General features: G+C 65.2%; 12 protein-coding genes. 6 read left to right on the plus strand and 6 right to left on the minus strand.

The features are described 5' to 3' along the window. Positions 1-9 precede the first annotated feature (9 nt). The 4 genes from FHW92_RS20095 to FHW92_RS20110 all read left to right on the plus strand — a co-directional run bounded on the left by FHW92_RS20095 (position 10) and on the right by FHW92_RS20110 (position 8,895). Entirely contained in the window at positions 10-1,260 is a 1,251-nt protein-coding gene (locus FHW92_RS20095) for a threonine ammonia-lyase (protein WP_168605066.1), read from the plus strand. Between the two features lie 213 nt (positions 1,261-1,473). Then, a complete protein-coding gene (locus tag FHW92_RS20100; protein ID WP_168605067.1) occupies positions 1,474-2,385 on the plus strand; it encodes an arginyltransferase in 912 nt (303 codons plus the stop codon). Next, complete coding sequence (locus FHW92_RS20105) at positions 2,336-4,675, plus strand: BamA/TamA family outer membrane protein (RefSeq protein ID WP_168604945.1); 2,340 nt, start codon at positions 2,336-2,338, stop codon at positions 4,673-4,675. The genes FHW92_RS20100 and FHW92_RS20105 overlap by 50 nt, the downstream gene beginning before the upstream one ends. Continuing rightward, on the plus strand, positions 4,675-8,895 hold the full coding sequence (locus FHW92_RS20110; RefSeq protein ID WP_168605068.1) for a translocation/assembly module TamB domain-containing protein: 4,221 nt from the start codon (positions 4,675-4,677) through the stop codon (positions 8,893-8,895). The genes FHW92_RS20105 and FHW92_RS20110 overlap by 1 nt, the downstream gene beginning before the upstream one ends. A gap of 336 nt (positions 8,896-9,231) precedes the next feature. Here FHW92_RS20110 and glnA read toward each other — a convergent pair whose 3' ends face one another. The 6 genes from glnA to FHW92_RS20140 all read right to left on the minus strand — a co-directional run bounded on the left by glnA (position 9,232) and on the right by FHW92_RS20140 (position 14,620). Then, a complete protein-coding gene (gene glnA, locus FHW92_RS20115) occupies positions 9,232-10,641 on the minus strand; it encodes a type I glutamate--ammonia ligase (protein ID WP_168605069.1) in 1,410 nt (469 codons plus the stop codon). Positions 10,642-10,781: 140 nt separating this feature from the next. Then, positions 10,782-11,120: a P-II family nitrogen regulator gene (locus tag FHW92_RS20120; RefSeq protein ID WP_168605132.1), complete on the minus strand. Its 339-nt coding sequence runs from the start codon at positions 11,118-11,120 to the stop codon at positions 10,782-10,784. A 340-nt stretch (positions 11,121-11,460) separates the two neighbouring features. After that, the gene (gene argC, locus FHW92_RS20125) at positions 11,461-12,387 is read right to left on the minus strand and encodes an N-acetyl-gamma-glutamyl-phosphate reductase (protein WP_168605070.1); all 927 of its coding nucleotides are present in this window, start codon (positions 12,385-12,387) and stop codon (positions 11,461-11,463) included. After that, positions 12,384-12,716 (minus strand): SH3 domain-containing protein, encoded by a 333-nt coding sequence (locus FHW92_RS20130; RefSeq protein ID WP_168605071.1) that lies wholly within the window; start codon positions 12,714-12,716, stop codon positions 12,384-12,386. Before FHW92_RS20130 ends, argC begins: the two co-directional genes overlap by 4 nt. A 39-nt stretch (positions 12,717-12,755) precedes the next feature. Next, a complete protein-coding gene (locus FHW92_RS20135; protein ID WP_168605072.1) occupies positions 12,756-13,205 on the minus strand; it encodes a hypothetical protein in 450 nt (149 codons plus the stop codon). After that, positions 13,202-14,620 carry a leucyl aminopeptidase family protein gene (locus tag FHW92_RS20140; RefSeq protein WP_168605073.1) on the minus strand — a complete coding sequence of 473 codons (1,419 nt, stop codon included), beginning with the start codon at positions 14,618-14,620 and terminating at the stop codon, positions 13,202-13,204. Before FHW92_RS20140 ends, FHW92_RS20135 begins: the two co-directional genes overlap by 4 nt. 110 nt (positions 14,621-14,730) lie before the next feature. Here FHW92_RS20140 and FHW92_RS20145 point away from each other — a divergent pair, with 110 nt between their 5' ends. Further along, positions 14,731-15,558, plus strand: a complete 828-nt coding sequence (locus FHW92_RS20145) for a DUF4163 domain-containing protein (RefSeq protein WP_246870307.1) — start codon at positions 14,731-14,733, stop codon at positions 15,556-15,558. Positions 15,559-15,633: 75 nt separating this feature from the next. Continuing rightward, positions 15,634-16,458 (plus strand): type I methionyl aminopeptidase, encoded by an 825-nt coding sequence (gene map / locus FHW92_RS20150; RefSeq protein ID WP_168605074.1) that lies wholly within the window; start codon positions 15,634-15,636, stop codon positions 16,456-16,458. The last annotated feature ends 60 nt before the right edge of the window (positions 16,459-16,518 follow it).

The following is a 16,518-nucleotide window of genomic DNA, read 5'->3' on the forward strand; positions in this document are numbered from 1 at the left end:
CCAAGGATTATGACTGAGGCAAACATCACGCAAATCGGCGCCACCGCGCCCCTGCTCACCATCGATGATATCCGCGCCGCCGCAGGGCGAATTGCGGGCCATGTGGTGCGCACCGACATGGACCATTCGCGGACCCTGTCGAAGATTTGCGGCTGCGAAGTCTATCTCAAGTTCGAAAACCTCCAGTTTACCGCCGCCTATAAGGAACGCGGCGCGCTCAATGCCCTTTTGCATCTGACCCAGGAACAGCGCGACCGGGGCGTTATCGCCGCCAGCGCGGGCAATCATGCCCAGGGCCTGTCCTATCACGGCAGCCGTCTTGGCGTGCCCGTGACGATCGTCATGCCCAAGACCACGCCCACCGTGAAGGTGATGCAGACCGAGAGTGTGGGCGGCAAGGTCGTGCTCGAGGGCGAGACGTTCGACGAGGCCTATGCCTATGCGCGCAGCATGGAGAAGCAGTTGGGCCTGACCTTTGTTCATCCCTTCGACGATCCGCTGGTCGCCGCCGGACAGGGCACGGTTGCGCTCGAAATGCTGGAGGACCAGCCTGATCTCGACATGCTGGTGATCCCGGTGGGCGGGGGCGGCCTGTCGACCGGCATGGGCACGGCGGCGCGCGCGATCAAGCCGGGCATCGGCCTGATCGGGGTCGAGGCCGAGCTGTATCCTTCGATGTACAACCTGCTCAAGGGCACCAATTACCCCATCGGCGGCGACACGCTGGCCGAGGGGATTGCGGTCAAGGAGCCGGGCGAGTTCACCTCGAAGGTGCTGGCGCAATTGCTCGACGATTTCGTGCTGGTGTCGGAAAGCGAGTTGGAACATGCGCTGTGCCTGTTGCTCAACATCGAAAAGACGGTGGTCGAGGGCGCGGGCGCGGCGGGTCTGGCCGCGCTGATGGCACATCGCCATCTGTTCAAGGGCAAGAAGGTGGGCATCGTCCTGTCGGGCGGCAATATCGACCAGCGCCTGCTGGCCAATGTGCTGCTGCGCGATCTGGCGCGTTCGGGCCGTCTGGCGCGTCTGAAGCTGACGCTGCAGGATCGCCCAGGCGCGCTGTTCAAGGTGGTCGAGGAATTCAACCGCCATCAGGTCAATATCATCGAGGTCTATCACCAGCGCATCTTCACCCATCTGCCCGCCAAGGGGCTGACGGCGGACATCGAATGCGAGGCGCGCGACGGCGAACAGATCGACGCATTGGTTAACGCCCTGCGCGCCAAGGGCTATGAGGTGGTGCAGGCCGAAGTGAGCTGAGGAAACCCACAGGGGGTCGGTTAACGCGATCCTGACCCCCTGTGCCTATATGGGGCAATGGATGAAATTAGCGCCAAAATAACGGTTAAACGCTTTGACGCCATGAACCAGCGGGGCATAAAGTCGGCCTATGGCGCGCAATGACCGAAAGCGGGAGCCAACCCGCCGGTTAACAGACAAAGCGTCTTGGCCAGTTTAAGGATCGCAAAAACAGTGACCGCCCCCGTTCGCTTTCCCCGGTTTTTCGTGACGGCGCCCGCGCCATGCCCCTATCTGGCGGGCCGGACCGAACGCAAGGTGTTTACCGAACTCAAGGGCCCCCATGCCGATGCGCTCAACGATGCGCTGGGCCGCATCGGTTTCCGGCGCAGCCAGACGGTGGCCTATCGCCCCTCTTGCGTGGATTGCAGCGCCTGCGTTTCGGTGCGCGTGGTCACGGGCGAATTTGTCCCCAATTCGGCGCAGAAGAAAAACCTTAAACGCAACAGCGATCTGGTCGCCTCGGTTTGCCACCCCTGGTCCACGGCCGAACAGTTCGCCTTGCTCCAGCGCTATCTTGCCGCACGCCACCCCGGCGGGGGCATGGCGACAATGGACGAGGTGGATTATGCGGATATGGTGGAACATACGCCGGTCACCAGCTATGTGATCGAGTATAGGGAGCCCTCGACCGGTTCTCAGCCGGGCCGTCTTGTGGGGGCCTGTCTGACGGATCGGCAGGGCGATGGGTTGTCGATGATCTATTCCTTCTATGACCCAGAACATGCGACACGGACCGGGCTTGGCAATTATATCATCCTTGATCACATCCGCAGGGCGGCCAGCGAGGGCCTGCCCTATGTGTACCTCGGCTATTGGGTCGATGGGTCCGAAAGGATGCAATATAAGGTCCGGTATCGTCCGCTCGAAAGGCTGGGGCGTGACGGGTGGATGCGCCTGTCCGATGATGAACAGGATGCGCTTATCCGCGCCACCGCAGGTCGCAGCGGGCCTGCCGAACCCGCCACGCGCGATCCTGCCGCTGAGGGGCGGGAAGACGGGAGCGCCGAACCCGGCAAGTTTGACGCGGGCAAATTTGTCGAGCGCGATCCGCAGGATCTATGGAGCCGCAGCAGCCGGTTCTAAAACCGACTGGCTGTGCGGGGCCGCGCTGGCGCTGGTGCTGGCCGGGGGGGCGCCGCTGGCCGCGCAGCAGCGCCAGACCGATGATGACCTGCGCGCGCTGATTCCCGATGCGGCGCTGAGTGATCCCGAGGGCTGGGCCAAGGCGCAGGCGGCCAAGAAATCGGTGGCCAAAGAGGCGCCGCCGCCCGTTGCGGTTGCTGCGCCTGCGGTCTCCGCCCCGCCGGTCAATCTGGCCGCGCTGATCCCTGATTCGCCGATGGATGTGATCGCCGGGCTCGACCTGCCCTGGCCCGAACCGGGCAAGGAGGAAGCCACGATCCCGATCCCTGCCGCTCTGGCCGCGCAGGAGGATGGCGAAACACTCGCCGCCGCGATGGAGCGTGTGCCGCCGCCGGGCGCGGCGCGTCTGGCTGCGCGCAATCCGGCGGATGCCAAGGCGCAGGGCAAAGAGCAAGCCAAAGAGCAAGAGCGCGAGACGATACTGGCCTCGGGCCGGGCGCGGCTGGTGTGGCCCGCCGATGCGGCCGCCATGCCCGAGCGCGAGGCGTTCGAGCGCCGTTTCCGCGATCTGTCCGCGCTGCAGGGGCTGGGCGCGCATGATGCCGATGCGCTGGCGCAAGTGGTGGTACGCGGCAGCAGCGACCGCAAGCTGCTGGAAAAGCTGCTGCGGGTCTATGGCTATTACGATGGCGAGGTAACACAATCGCTGATCGGGCCGGATCCGGGCGCCGATGGCACGCCGGGGTCAGGCACCGCCGGCGCCGGCGCGCCGCCCACCGGGGTGCGTTTCGATATGGACCCGGGCGCGCGTTATCACATCGGGGCGATCACGACGGGGCGGCTGGACGATACGGGCAAGGATGCCGCGCGGTTGCGCGCCGCGCTGGCGATCAAGACCGGCGATCCGCTCGATATGGACGCGATCACGGCGGGCACGAATGATCTGGCCAAGGCGCTGGGCGAGGCGGGCTATCCCTTTGCCAAGGTGCCCCCGGCCTCGCTGACCATCGACCATGCCCGCGACGAGGGCGATGTCGATGTGGCGGTCGAACCGGGCGGGCCATATCGCTATGGCGCGATCACATCGGCGCTGCCGCGAGTGATGTCGCCGAACCATCTGGGCGATATTGCGCGGTTCAAGCCGGGGCAGGTGTGGAACCAGAAGGACGTTGAGGACCTGCGCCGCGCGGTGCTGGCCACGGGCCTTGTCGCGGGCGTCAATGTCACCCCGCGCGAAACCGCCCCGCCCAAGGATGGCCAGCCCGGCGTGGTGGCGCTGGATGTGGCGATGAGCCGGGCACCGGTCCACACCATTGCCGGCGAGATCGGTTATGACACCGGGCAGGGCGCGCGCGTCGGGGCCAGTTGGGAAAACCGCAATCTGTTTCCGCCTGAAGGCTCGCTGAAACTGCGCGGCGTGGTGGGCACGAACGAGCAGTTGGCCGGGGCCACCTTCCGCCGCGCCAATTTCCTGGGCCGCGACCGGCAATTGACGGTCGATCTTTATGCCACGAACACCACGCTGATCTCCTATGCCGCGCGCAAGGTGGCCTTTGCCACCAGCTATGAACGGTTGACCAACCTGTTGTTTCAAAAGCCCTGGACATGGTCGATGGGGCTGGAAGTCGAAGCGTCGGAGGAGCGCGAGGGCGTGCCGAGCGGCGTGACCACCGGGCGTATCCTGTATATCACCACCGCGCTGCCGCTGCGCGCGGGGATCGACAGCACCGACAATCTGCTCGACCCGACCAAGGGGCACCGCGCCTCGCTGCGCATTTCGCCCGAACAGAGCTGGGCGCGCGAAACGCAGTCGCGCTATGCCCGCATTCAGGCCGATGCCAGCTTCTATCGCTCGTTCGACAAGGTTGTGCTGGCGTCGCGCGTGCGGCTGGGAACGATGCCGGGTTCCGACATCGACTATGTTGCGCCCTCTCGGCGGTTTTATGCGGGCGGCGGGGCCTCGATCCGGGGCTATGGCTATAATCTGGTCGGCCCGCGCAACGCTCTGGGCGAGCCCAAGGGCGGGCGCTCGCTCTATGAATTCTCGATCGAGGCGCGGGTCAACACGCATTTCTTTGGCGGTGCGCTGCAACTGGTGCCCTTCCTTGACGCGGGCGGGGTCGAGGCGGGCACGGTGCCCAAATTCAACGACTGGCGCTATGGCGCTGGTCTGGGTATCCGCTATCGCACCGGCTTCGGCCCGATCCGCATTGACGTGGGCACTCCGCTCAATCCAAGGGCGGGGGACAGCCGGATCGGCGTTTATGTCGCACTGGGACAGGCGTTCTGATGACGCAGGGGGCGGACATTCAGGAACAGCCACAGCCGGAAGCGCCGCAGCAGGACGCGCCCCGCGTGCGTGGCGGGCTGGGCTGGCGCAAATATGCGCTGGGCCTGCCGTTGGGGATTGTGGGCGCGGCGGCGGCCTTGCTGGTCGGGCTGGATACGCCGATCGGGCATCGCCTGATTGCCGATATTATCGCGGCCAACGAACTGGACAATGGGCTGCGCGTCTCGATCGGGCGGATCGAGGGGTCGATCTATGGCCGGGCGCGGCTATCGGGCATCGTGCTGCGTGATACGCATGGCATTTTTCTGCGCGCGGGCGAGGGCGTGTTCGACTGGCGCCCGATCAACTGGTTCTCCTCGGGGCTCGATATTCGCGAGGTGGTGCTGCGCCGCGCCACGTTGCAGCGCGTTCCCGAATTTCGCGCGACGGCGGCCGATGGGCAATTATGGCCCGATTTCGATGTGCGGCTCGACCGGGTGGCGCTGGAAAAGCTGGTGATTGCCAAGCCGGTGCTGGGGGTGGAGCGCCGGATCGATGCGCAGGGCAGCCTGCGCGTAGCCAAGGGTCTTGCCGCGATCCGGCTGAACGGCAGGTTGGGGGGCGAGGATCGGCTCTCGCTGGTGCTGGACGCGCAAAGGGCGCAGGATCGGTTTACTCTCTCGCTGGACTATAACGCGCCCAAAAACGGGCTGCTGGCCGCGCTGACGCGCAGCCGCGCCGCGCGCGAGGTCCGCGCCGAGGGCCGGGGAAGCTGGAAGGTCTGGTCGGGCTGGGCCAAGGCACAGCAGGACGGGCGCAATGCCGTGGCGGTCAATTTCGCCAACAGCGAAGGCGCGGTCCGTTTCGACGGCAAATTGTGGAGCGATCCGGTGCTGTCCGAAGGGCAGCGCCATACGCTGGGCGGCGGGGTGATCGCGCTGGCGGGCAAGGGCGTGGTGGCAGATCGGCGCTTTACCGGCGATCTGTCGGCCCGCGCGCCCAATCTGAGCGCGCAGGGCAAGGGCGTGCTGGATCTGAGGCGGCAGAGTTTTGTCGACTGGGTGCTCAATCTCAAGGGCGGGCCGCGCCTGCCTTTGGGCAAGGATGACGAATTCGCCGGGCTGGAGGTCCGCGCGCTGATGAACGGGGCCTTTGCCGCCCCGCGCGCGCATATCGTCGCCCGGACCCTACGCTGGCGCAGCCAGACCACGGTGTTTGAGGGCATGACGGCGGATGGCAATTTGCGCCGCGAGGGCGCGCGCTGGGTCCTGCCCGTGCAATTGACCGCCGCGCAGATCCGCACGAAAGACGGCAGGTTCGATCCCGAATTGCACCATGTCCGCGCGGCGGGAACGCTGGCGCTCGAGGGCATGCGGCTGACCAGCGCGGACGTGGCGCTGGCCATTCCCCATGGCACCGCGCGGGCCAGTCTGAACGCCGATCTGGCGCGGGGTGACTGGGTGGTGCAGGGCAAGGCGGGGCTGCATGGCTGGCCCCTGTCGCTGGGGCCTGCCGATGCGCAGGGAAAGGTGCGGGTCAGCGGGGCGCGGGGCGCGCCGTGGCGGGTCGCGGCCGATGTGACGGGCGCTATCGCCCAATTGAGCAGCCATAGTCTGGAAAATCTGACGGGCGGCGCCTTGCGCTTTGCCGGCCATGTCGATGTGGCGCAGGGCAACCATCTGGCCGTCACGCGCGGCCGGATCGATGCGCCTTCGTTGCAGATGGTACTGGAGGGCGGGCGCGACGGCGATGGCCGGATCGCGTTGAATGCGCGGGGGCAGCAGGAGCGCTATGGCAGCTTTGCCGGTGAACTGAGCATTGGCGATGACGGCCCGCGCGGTCAGGTTCGTTTGCAGGACCCGCTGCCGACCCTGGGTGTCAAGGATGTGCTGGTGGTGCTGACGCCGGAGGCCGAAGCGCTGCGGATCGAGGCGCGGGGCGATTCAACCGTCGGCCCCTTTACCGGGACGGCGGGTTTGATCGTGCCCAAGGGCGAGGGACGCACAAGGCTGGAATTGCGCGATTTCCTCTTGTCCAGCACCCATGTCACCGGCTCGGTGATGCTTGATGACGAGGGGGCCGACGGGCATCTGACGGTATCGGGCGGCGGGGTGGCGGGGCTGATCGCTCTGGCGCCGCGCGGGGGCGGACAGAGCGTGGATGCCTCGCTGGACGCGCGCAATGCCCATTTCGAGGGCGAGCGGCCGCTGACCATCGCGTCCGGGCGGCTCAAGGTCAGCGGGCAATTGCTGAAACAGCATACGACGCTGTCGGCGGATCTGTTTGCGCAGGGGATCGGCAAGGGCAAGCTGTTCATCGGGCGGCTGGGGCTGGCGGCGCGGCTGAACGATGGCAATGGCACGGTCAATGCCACGATGGGCGGGCGCAAGGGCAGCCGTTTCGATCTTCAGGTGAGCAGCGATATCGCGCCGGGCAAGGTGTCCGTGCTGGCCGGGGGCAGTTTTGCCGGGCAGAAGATCGCCATGCCGCGCCGTGCCCTGTTCACGGTGGAAAGCCGCGATGGAGCGCCGGGTGTATGGCGTCTGGCGCCCAGCCAGATCGACTTTGGCGGCGGGCGCGTGGTGGCGCAGGGGCTGATCGGCAATGGTTCGACCGAGCTGGATCTGGGGCTGGTTGCGATGCCGCTTTCGCTGGCCGATGTGGTGGTGCCCGACATTGGCCTAGGGGGCAAAGTGTCGGGCAAGCTGACCTATGTGCAGCGTCGCGAGGCTCTGCCCGAGGGCGAGGCAAGGGTGATCGTCAAGGGGCTGACGCGTTCCGGGCTGATGCTGACCTCGCGGCCGGTCGATGTGGCGGTGGTCACGCGGCTGGGCGCGCGGGCGCTCGATCTGCGCGCGGTGGCCAGTGAGGGCGGCGCGGCGCGCGGGCGTTTGCAGGCGCGGATCGACCAATTGGCCGACACGGGCGCGATCAATGAAAGATTGGGCGCGGGAAGGTTGGCGGCGCAGATGCGCTATGCCGGGCCTGCGGATGCGCTGTGGCGGTTGATGGCGCTGGATGCGTTTGACCTGTCGGGGCCGGTGGAGATCGCCGCAGATATGAGCGGGACGCTCGACGATCCCAGCATCCGCGGGTCGCTGGCGGGCAAGGGGATGCGGTTGCAGAGCGCGGCCTCGGGCACGGACATTGGCAATGTCGATGTCAAAGGCGATTTCGACGGCTCGGCGCTCAGCCTCAGCACGCTGTCGGGCGTGGCGCCGGGCGGTGGGCTGGTGACGGGCAGCGGCCGGGTCGATTTCGCCCAGATGGGGCCGGGGCGCGGGCCGTCCATCGACGTGGCGTTGGCGGCGCGGCGGGCGCAATTGATCTCGCGGCCCGATATGGCGCTGAGCGCGTCGGGGCCGATCCGCATCATGTCCGATGGCATGACCGGCACGATCGCCGGGCGTCTCTCGATTGATTCCGCCCGCTGGCGGCTGGGTCAGGCGAGTTCGGCGACGGATCTGCCCAGTCTGCCCACGCGCGAGATCAACCGGCGCGCCGATATCGCCCCGGCCTCCGAGCGCGATATGCCCTGGCGGCTGATGGTCGATGCGTCGGGTGGGAATATTCGCCTGTCCGGGCTGGGGCTGAACAGTTTGTGGAACGCGGATCTGAAATTGCGCGGGGCCTTGCAGGAGCCCGCCATCAGCGGGGTGGCCACGCTGGTCGAAGGCAGCTATGATTTTGCCAGCAAGCATTTCGACCTGACGCGCGGGCGGATCAGCTTTGATGGATCGACCCCGGTGGACCCCAGGCTGGATATGGCCGCAACCGCCACGGTCAACAATCTGACCGCGACGGTGACGGTGCGGGGCACGTCGCTGCGTCCGGAAATCGCGTTCTCCTCGGTGCCTGCGTTGCCGGAAGAGGAATTGTTGTCGCGCATTCTGTTCGGCGATTCGATCACCCAGATTTCCGCGCCTGAGGCCCTGCAACTGGGGGCGGCGCTGGCGGCGCTGCATGGCGGGGGCGGGCTGGACCCGATCAACAAGCTGCGCAGCGTGATCGGGCTCGACCGGCTGCGGTTCGTGTCCGCCGATGCCACCATCGGGCGGCAGACGGGCGTGGCTGTGGGCAAATATCTTGGGCGGCACATCTATGCCGAGATCGTGACCGACGGGCGCGGCTATTCGGCCACCAATGTCGAGTTTCGTCTGACCAGTTGGCTGGCGTTGCTCGGCACAGTGGCGAGTACGGGGCGGCAGAGTGTGAATGCCAAGGTGTCGAAGGATTATTGATTTTTGAGCGGGGTTTATGCCTCCGGCGGGCAAAGGGCGGGGGTCCTTTGCAATCCCGTTACTGTCGGTGTTGTGTGTGGGGGCGGCCTTTTGCGTCGGACGCGGCCTTGAAATTTTAAAGCCTGCGGCGCTGATCGGCGCTAGGCCGCCGCGCCGCAGGCTTTCTAACCTACTGCCTTTACCACCCCGCTGCCGACCATACGCAACCCTATAATGGGATTGCAAAGGGACGAGTCCCTTTGCCCGCCGGAGGCAACTGCCAACCCCTAACGCAACAAAAAAGGCGCCCGGTTTCCCGGACGCCCTTCTTGTGCCTTGCAGCGATCCTGAGTGAGATCAGGCGCTGTAGTACATGTCGAACTCGACGGCCGACGGCGTGGTTTCCCAGCGCAGCACTTCGGGCCACTTGAGTTCGAGGTAGGAGTCGATCTGGTCCTTGGTGAACACGCCGCCTTCGAGGAGGAAGTCGTGGTCAGCAGCCAGCGAGTCCAGAGCTTCGCGGAGCGAACCGCAAACGGTGGGGACTTCGGCCAGCTCTTCGGGCGGCAGATCGTACAGGTTCTTGTCCATGGCTTCGCCGGGGTGGATCTTGTTCTTGATACCGTCAAGACCAGCCATCAGCAGAGCGGCATAGCACAGGTAGGGGTTGGCCATCGCGTCGGGGAAGCGGAATTCAACGCGCTTCGCCTTGGTGCCGGCGCCGTAGGGGATGCGGCACGAGGCCGAACGGTTACGGGCCGAGTAGGCCAGCAGAACGGGGGCTTCATAGCCCGGCACCAGACGCTTGTAGCTGTTGGTGGTCGGGTTGGTGAAGGCGTTCAGGGCCTTGGCGTGCTTGATGACGCCGCCGATGAAGTACAGGCAGGTGTCCGACAGACCGGCGTAGCCGTTGCCGGCGAACGTGTTCTGACCCTTATCCCAGATCGAGATGTGGGTGTGCATGCCGCTGCCGTTGTCCTTCATGATCGGCTTGGGCATGAACGTGGCGGTCTTGCCATAGGCATTGGCGACCTGATGCACGACATACTTGTAGACCTGCATGCGGTCGGCGGTGGTCACCAGCGTACCGAAGGTCAGACCCAGTTCGTGCTGAGCCGAGGCCACTTCGTGGTGGTGCTTGTCGCAGGGCAGGCCCATGTCGAGCATGGTCGAAACCATTTCGCCGCGGATGTCGACCAGGCTGTCGACCGGAGCCACGGGGAAGTAGCCGCCCTTGGCGCGCGGACGGTGGGCGAGGTTGCCGCCTTCATACGACTTGTTTGAGTTGGTCGGCAGTTCGATGTCGTCGATCGAGAAGCCGTTGCCATTGTAGCCGTCGTAGAACTTCACGTCGTCAAACACGAAGAATTCGGCTTCGGGGCCGACATAGACGGTGTCGCCAAGGCCGGTCGACTGCACGAAACCTTCGGCGCGCTTGGCGGTCGAACGGGGGTCGCGGGCATAGAGTTCGCCGGTCGAGGGTTCGACGATGTCGCAGACCAGGATCAGCATCGGGGTGGCCGAGAACGGATCGACATAAACAGCGTCGAGGTCGGGCTTGAGGATCATGTCCGACTCGTTGATGGCCTTCCAGCCTTCGATCGACGAACCGTCGAACATCAGGCCGTCTTCGAGTTCGCTTTCACCCAGGACCGAGGCGACCATGGTGAGGTGCTGCCACTTGCCCTTGGGGTCGGTGAAGCGCAGGTCGACCCACTCGATTTCCTCATCCTTGATCCGCGCAAGGATGTCTGCTGCAGTTGCCATTCCGATAGTTCTCCGCATTATGGCCGGGGTCGACAGGTTCGAACCTCCGGCAAAGATTTCAAATTGCTTATGTAGGGCGGCCCGCCCGCAATGCCTGTGCCCTGCGCCCGATCCCTGACGGGGCAGGGACGGGCAAGGGATCAGACCGCGTCGTTGTCGCGTTCGCCGGTGCGGATGCGCAGGGCGTTGTCGACGGGGATCACGAAGATCTTGCCGTCGCCGATGCGGCCGGTCTGTGCCGCGCCTGCGATGGCTTCGACCACGCGTGCGGCCAGATCGTCGGCCACAACCACCTCAAGCTTCACCTTGGGCAGGAAATCGACGACATATTCTGCGCCGCGATACAGTTCGGTGTGACCCTTCTGGCGGCCAAAACCCTTGGCCTCGGTCACCGTGATGCCGGACACGCCCACTTCGTGCAGCGCTTCCTTCACCTCATCCAGCTTGAACGGCTTGATGATCGCCTCGATCTTTTTCACGCCTGCACCATCCCTCATTGGCGGGGCCAAAACAGCCACCGCAGTGCGCAATTACGCCAGCATCCGGACCGCGATGGCCGGACCTGATGCGGTTGACGCTGGTAAGGATCTAACAAGATTCGTGCCAGAGTCGATTGGGAAGGGATAGGACAAAGGAAGCCTGAGGAAAACCTCTGAAATGCGGCTTTGCACGAAAGATTTTCCGGAAAACCGGGGGTGTGCGGGCAGGATAATGACTCAAACTGCCAATTTTGCGATCATTTTTTAGGCAGTGCTGCCTACATTTTGGGCATGGGTGCCCAAGGGGCTCTTTCGCGCCGGAAAGAGCCCCCAAAAGAGATCAGAGTGCGAGGCCCGCCGTCTCGGGCAGACCCGCCATCAGGTTGAGGCTTTGCACTGCAGCGCCGCTGGCGCCCTTGCCCAGATTGTCGAGCACGGCGACGAGGCGCGCCTGCGTACCATCGGCGCTGCCGAACACATGCAGCGTGAGCGCATCGGAAGGCGCCATCGAGGCGCGCAGCAGCATTTCGGCAGGCGTTCCCGCCTCGGCCACGCGCACGATCGAGCCACCGGCATAAAAGGCCGCCAGCCCTTCGCGCAGCGCATCGACCGAGGCCGCGCCCGGAATTGCGGCCAGAGGCAGCGGCACTTCGACCCACATGCCGCGATGGGCCGGGATCACGCTGGGGGCAAAGACCGGGGCATGGGCAAGCCCGGCATAGCGCGTCATTTCGGGTACATGCTTATGCCCCAGCCCCAGTGCATAGGCGCGAAAGGCAATGTCGCGATCTTCTTCAAACCGTTCGATCAACGCCTTGCCGCCGCCCGAATAGCCCGACACGGCATTGGCGGTATAGGGCCAATCCGCGGGCAGCAGGCCGCCACGCACTAGCGGTGCGAGCAGCGCGATAAAGCCCGTGGAATAGCAGCCCGGATTGGACACGCGGTCAGAATTCGCCACGGCATCGCGCCCGGAAATCTCAGGAAAGCCATAGACCCAGCCCGGCGTCACGCGATGGGCGGTGCTGGCGTCGATGATACGCACTTTGGCCCCCTGCGCCATCTCGACCGCCTCGCGCGCGGCGTCATCATGCAGGCACAGGATCGCGAAATCGGCGGCATGCAGCGCTTCCTTGCGCGCGGCGCTGTCCTTGCGGCGCGTGTCATCCAGGATAATCAGGTCGAATTCCGACCGCCCGCCCAGCCGGTCGGCGATCTCCAGGCCCGTGGTGCCTGCGGCACCATCGATGAACACGCTCAGGCTCATGCCAGTTTCTCCAGTTGATCGGCGGCAATATAGCCGACCATGCCGCCGGGAATCTCGCCCCACGCATGGCCGCCCGCCAGATCGAGCACATCAAATTGCGCGCCCGCATTCAGGCTGGCGATGGCCTCGCCCCCCGGAGCGCGCAAAACCTCGGTTTCGCCCATGGCGCGATGCGGCATGGGCACCACATAATGCGGCACAAACACCTGTCCCGCCAAGCGAATATGCGCAACATCGCCGCGCACGGGGACGCGGGCCGGATCGGGTTTGCCCACAGGGCCGCTCAACGCGAAGGATGCGCCCAAAGCCGGAACCTGATTTTCAAACATAGATAAACTCGCCTGCCCCCGACACGGAAAGGCGGGCGCTTAGCCGGAAGGGGGGGATTCTGCAAGTTTTGCGCTCATTCCCTGGCCGTCAAGCCGAACCAGCACCAATAGGCAGGCCAGATTGACTACGGCGGAAGCCAGCCACAGATAATAGCCTGCCCGATAGCTGGCGATCTTTTCGATAATTCCTCCTTCGTTCATCACCGCATCGGGATCAACCAAAGGGATCAGGCAGAAAATGAGAGCGGCGCCGGCGGCTCCAGCAGCGGAACGGTATTTCCATTGCAATCCCATCACCCATGAAATCAACAGCATGGGGTTTGCCCACCAGCCGATATTGGCGGGCGCCGCAAAGGGGGCCATCCAGCCGAAAAGCAGGATGCCATAGGCAGGCCATCGCGAACAATCAAAGTTGCCTGTGCAGACGGCCCGCATCGGCAGGCAGGCGAAAAAGAGCAGCGGGCTGAGCAGGAGAAGCAAGCGCTTCACCCAAACCGCGCCTTCACCATTGCCCATGCCGCGCGCAGGCCCAGTGCATCGCCGCCCTTGGGGCGTCCGGGCTTGGCGGTGGGGCGCCATGCGAAAGTGTCGAAATGGGCCCAGTCGATGCCTTCACCCACGAAACGGTCGAGGAACAGCGCGGCGACGCTGGCCCCGGCAAAGCCGCCTGCCGGGGCGTTGTTCATATCGGCAATGTCGGATTTCAGCCATTCGCGATAGCCGTCATACAAAGGCAGCCGCCAGACCGGATCGTCGCAGGCCAGTCCGGCATCGAGCAGAGCCTGCGCCGTACCGTCGGTCCTCGCAAACATCGCGGGCAGGTCCGGCCCCAGCGCCACCCGCGCCGCCCCCGTCAGCGTGGCGAAATCGAGGATCAGGTCCGGCTTGCCCTCGCTGGCCCGCGTCAGCGCGTCGCCAAGGATCAGGCGCCCTTCGGCATCGGTATTGCCGATTTCGACCGAGATCCCTGCCCGGCTGCGCAGCACATCGCCGGGGCGGAAAGACCCGCCCGACACCGCATTCTCCACCGCCGGGATCAGCAGGTGCAGCCGCACCTTCAACCCGGCCTCCATCACCAGCCGCGCCAGCGCGAGGGCATGGGCCGCCCCGCCCATATCCTTCTTCATAATCAGCATGGCCGAGGACGGCTTGATATCCAGTCCGCCCGAATCGAAACACACGCCCTTGCCGACAATGGCGAGGCGAGGGGCCTTTTCATCGCCCCATTCGATCTCGATCATGCGCGGCGCGTGGGATCGCGCGGCGGCGCGGCCCACCATATGGACCATCGGAAAATCATGCTCCAGCGCCTCGCCGCGCGTGACGCGGAGCGTGGCGCGATGGGCCTTGGCCAGCAATTCGGCCTCATGCTCCAGTTCGGCCGGGCCCAGATGTTCGGCGGGCGTGTTGACCAGATCGCGCACCAGCGCCACCGCCCCGGCCTCGGCCAGAGCGGGCGCGATGGCCTTGACCTCGCCGGTCAGCAGGACGCGCGGCGCTTCGCCATTGCCATCCTGACGATAGCGATCATAGCGATATTGCCCCAGCGCCCAGCCGATGAAGGCTGCCCCGGCGCTGCACGGACCGGCAGGCACAAGGCGATAGAAACCGCCCGGCAGAACATCGCCCAATTTACCAAGGCACCAACTGCCCAGCACATCGAGGCGCGCCACGCCCGCCGCCACGGCAAAGCCGTCGCCATCGGGGATGACCGCATGGCTGCCCGCCTCGCCCTTGAACTTCTGCCCGGCCAGAGCGGCGCGCTGCGCCGGCGTTCGGCCTTTGAGCCATTCCTCATAGGAAGCCTTGTCCACCAGATGGATCGGCGTTGCGGCCTGCCGGCGGTCGGGCTGGACCAGATCCGGCAGGGAAGGGTCGGCGGCGGTGCTGTGGGTCTTGGACATGGCCCCTTATGGACCCAGGCGGGGGGGCGCTTCAATCCAGATAATCATCCAGCTTGCATGGGGGCGGGGGCGCTCTATCCTTGGGCGCGAATGGTATGGAGTTGGCAGGCATGATGAAGGCTCGGGCGATTGTGACGGCAGGACCGGTCCTGTCTCTTGCCCTTTTCTCTGCGGCCTGCGGCGGGGCGGGCGATGCGCCCTCGCAAGGCGCCAGCGCCGCCTCGGGCGCGGTGCCCACCCATGCCGCCGCGTCCAGCCCGACCCCGGGCGAGGCGCGCAAGGTCAAGATCGCCAATGACTTCTTTGAATTCGACTACAGCTATCCGGCCGCCGCCGCTGGCATACCGGGCCTGAAAAGCTGGCTGGAGGCCGATATGGGCAAGCAGCAGTCGAGGCTGGCCAAGGAGGCGCGCGCGGCGGCCAAGGAGGCCAAGACCGACAATTTCCCCTTTCGCCCATGGGCCAATGGCGTGGAATGGAAAGTGGTGACCGATCTGCCCGGCTGGCTCAGCCTGTCGGCGGCGGTCTATGAGGATTCGGGCGGCGCGCATCCCAACCATGGCTATACCGCGCTGTTGTGGGACAAGGACGCGGGGCAGCAGCGCAAGGCCGAGGACCTGTTCACCAGCAAGGCGGCGCTGTCGGCGGCAATCCGCGAACCGTTTTGCGCCTTGCTGGATAAGGAGCGGGCCAAGCGGCGCGGCGAACCGGTGGTGCGGTCAAGCGAATGGCCCAATGATTGCATCGACCCGGCCGCCTCCACCGTCATTCTGGGCAGCAGCGATCACGCCCATTTCAACCGCATCGGCATTCTGGTCGGGCCCTATGAGGCCGGGCCCTATGCCGAGGGGGATTATGAGATCACGCTGCCGGTGGATGCGCGGGTGATGGCGGCGGTGCGCCCGGAATATCGCGCGGCCTTTGCGGCGGGCAAATGAGGCCCCGCCCCCAATAAGCACATCCCCAATAAGCACACCTCTGTCATTTTTCGCGCGCTTTGCTATATGGAGGCCATGACACAATATCAGATCGTCGCCGATGGCGACACCGTGCTGCGCGACGGCACGATCAAGCTGCATGGTCCCGCCGCGTTTGAAGGGATGCGCCGCGCCGGTCGTCTGGCCGCCGAGATCCTTGATGCGCTGACCGAGGTGGTCAAGCCGGGCGTCACAACGGGCGAAATCGACGACATCGTGCGCCAGATGACGCTGGATGGCGGGGCTGTTCCGGCAACACTGGGCTATCGCGGCTTTGCGCATAGCTGCTGCACTTCGATCAACCATGTGATCTGCCATGGCATTCCGGGCGACAAGGTGTTGAAGGACGGCGACATCGTCAACATCGACGTGACCCCGCTGCTCGATGGCTGGCATGGCGATTCCAGCCGGATGTATTTGGTGGGCGATGTGCCGTTGAAGGCGCGGCGGTTGGTTGATGTGACCTATGAATGCCTGATGATTGGCGTCGAGATGGCGCGTCCGGGCGTACGCCTTGGCGATATAGGCCATGCGATCCAGCGCCATGCCGAAGGGCACCGCTATGGCGTGGTGCGCGATTTCTGCGGCCATGGCGTGGGCCGCCTGTTCCATGATTCGCCCGAGGTGGTGCATGTCGGCACGCCGGGCACCGGGCCGGAGCTGAAGCCGGGCATGTTCTTCACCATCGAGCCGATGATCAATCTGGGCAAGCCGGGGGTCAAGATGCTCGACGACGGCTGGACGGCGGTGACGCGCGACCGCTCGCTCTCGGCGCAGTTCGAACATTCGATCGGCATCACCGAGGATGGCTGCGAGATCTTCACCCTCAGCCCCAAGGGCTTGCACAAGCCGCCCTATTGAGCGGTTTGCAGCGGACGATAAAAAGGGGGCGGTGCCTTGGATGGCGCCGCCCCTTTTTTA

It is taken from the genome of Novosphingobium sp. SG707 (assembly GCF_012275515.1).
In the GTDB taxonomy this organism is placed as follows: domain Bacteria; phylum Pseudomonadota; class Alphaproteobacteria; order Sphingomonadales; family Sphingomonadaceae; genus Novosphingobium.

Bases quoted from the DNA above. Each gene is read 5' to 3' on its own strand.
- FHW92_RS20095 (WP_168605066.1), top strand. From the start codon at position 10: ATGACTGAGGCAAACATCACGCAAATCGGCGCCACCGCGCCCCTGCTC.
- FHW92_RS20110 (WP_168605068.1), top strand. From the start codon at position 4,675: ATGACGCAGGGGGCGGACATTCAGGAACAGCCACAGCCGGAAGCGCCG.
- glnA (WP_168605069.1), bottom strand. From the start codon at position 10,641: ATGGCAACTGCAGCAGACATCCTTGCGCGGATCAAGGATGAGGAAATC.
- argC (WP_168605070.1), bottom strand. From the start codon at position 12,387: ATGAGCCTGAGCGTGTTCATCGATGGTGCCGCAGGCACCACGGGCCTG.
- FHW92_RS20130 (WP_168605071.1), bottom strand. From the start codon at position 12,716: ATGTTTGAAAATCAGGTTCCGGCTTTGGGCGCATCCTTCGCGTTGAGC.
- FHW92_RS20140 (WP_168605073.1), bottom strand. From the start codon at position 14,620: ATGTCCAAGACCCACAGCACCGCCGCCGACCCTTCCCTGCCGGATCTG.
- FHW92_RS20145 (WP_246870307.1), top strand. From the start codon at position 14,731: ATGATGAAGGCTCGGGCGATTGTGACGGCAGGACCGGTCCTGTCTCTT.
- map (WP_168605074.1), top strand. From the start codon at position 15,634: ATGACACAATATCAGATCGTCGCCGATGGCGACACCGTGCTGCGCGAC.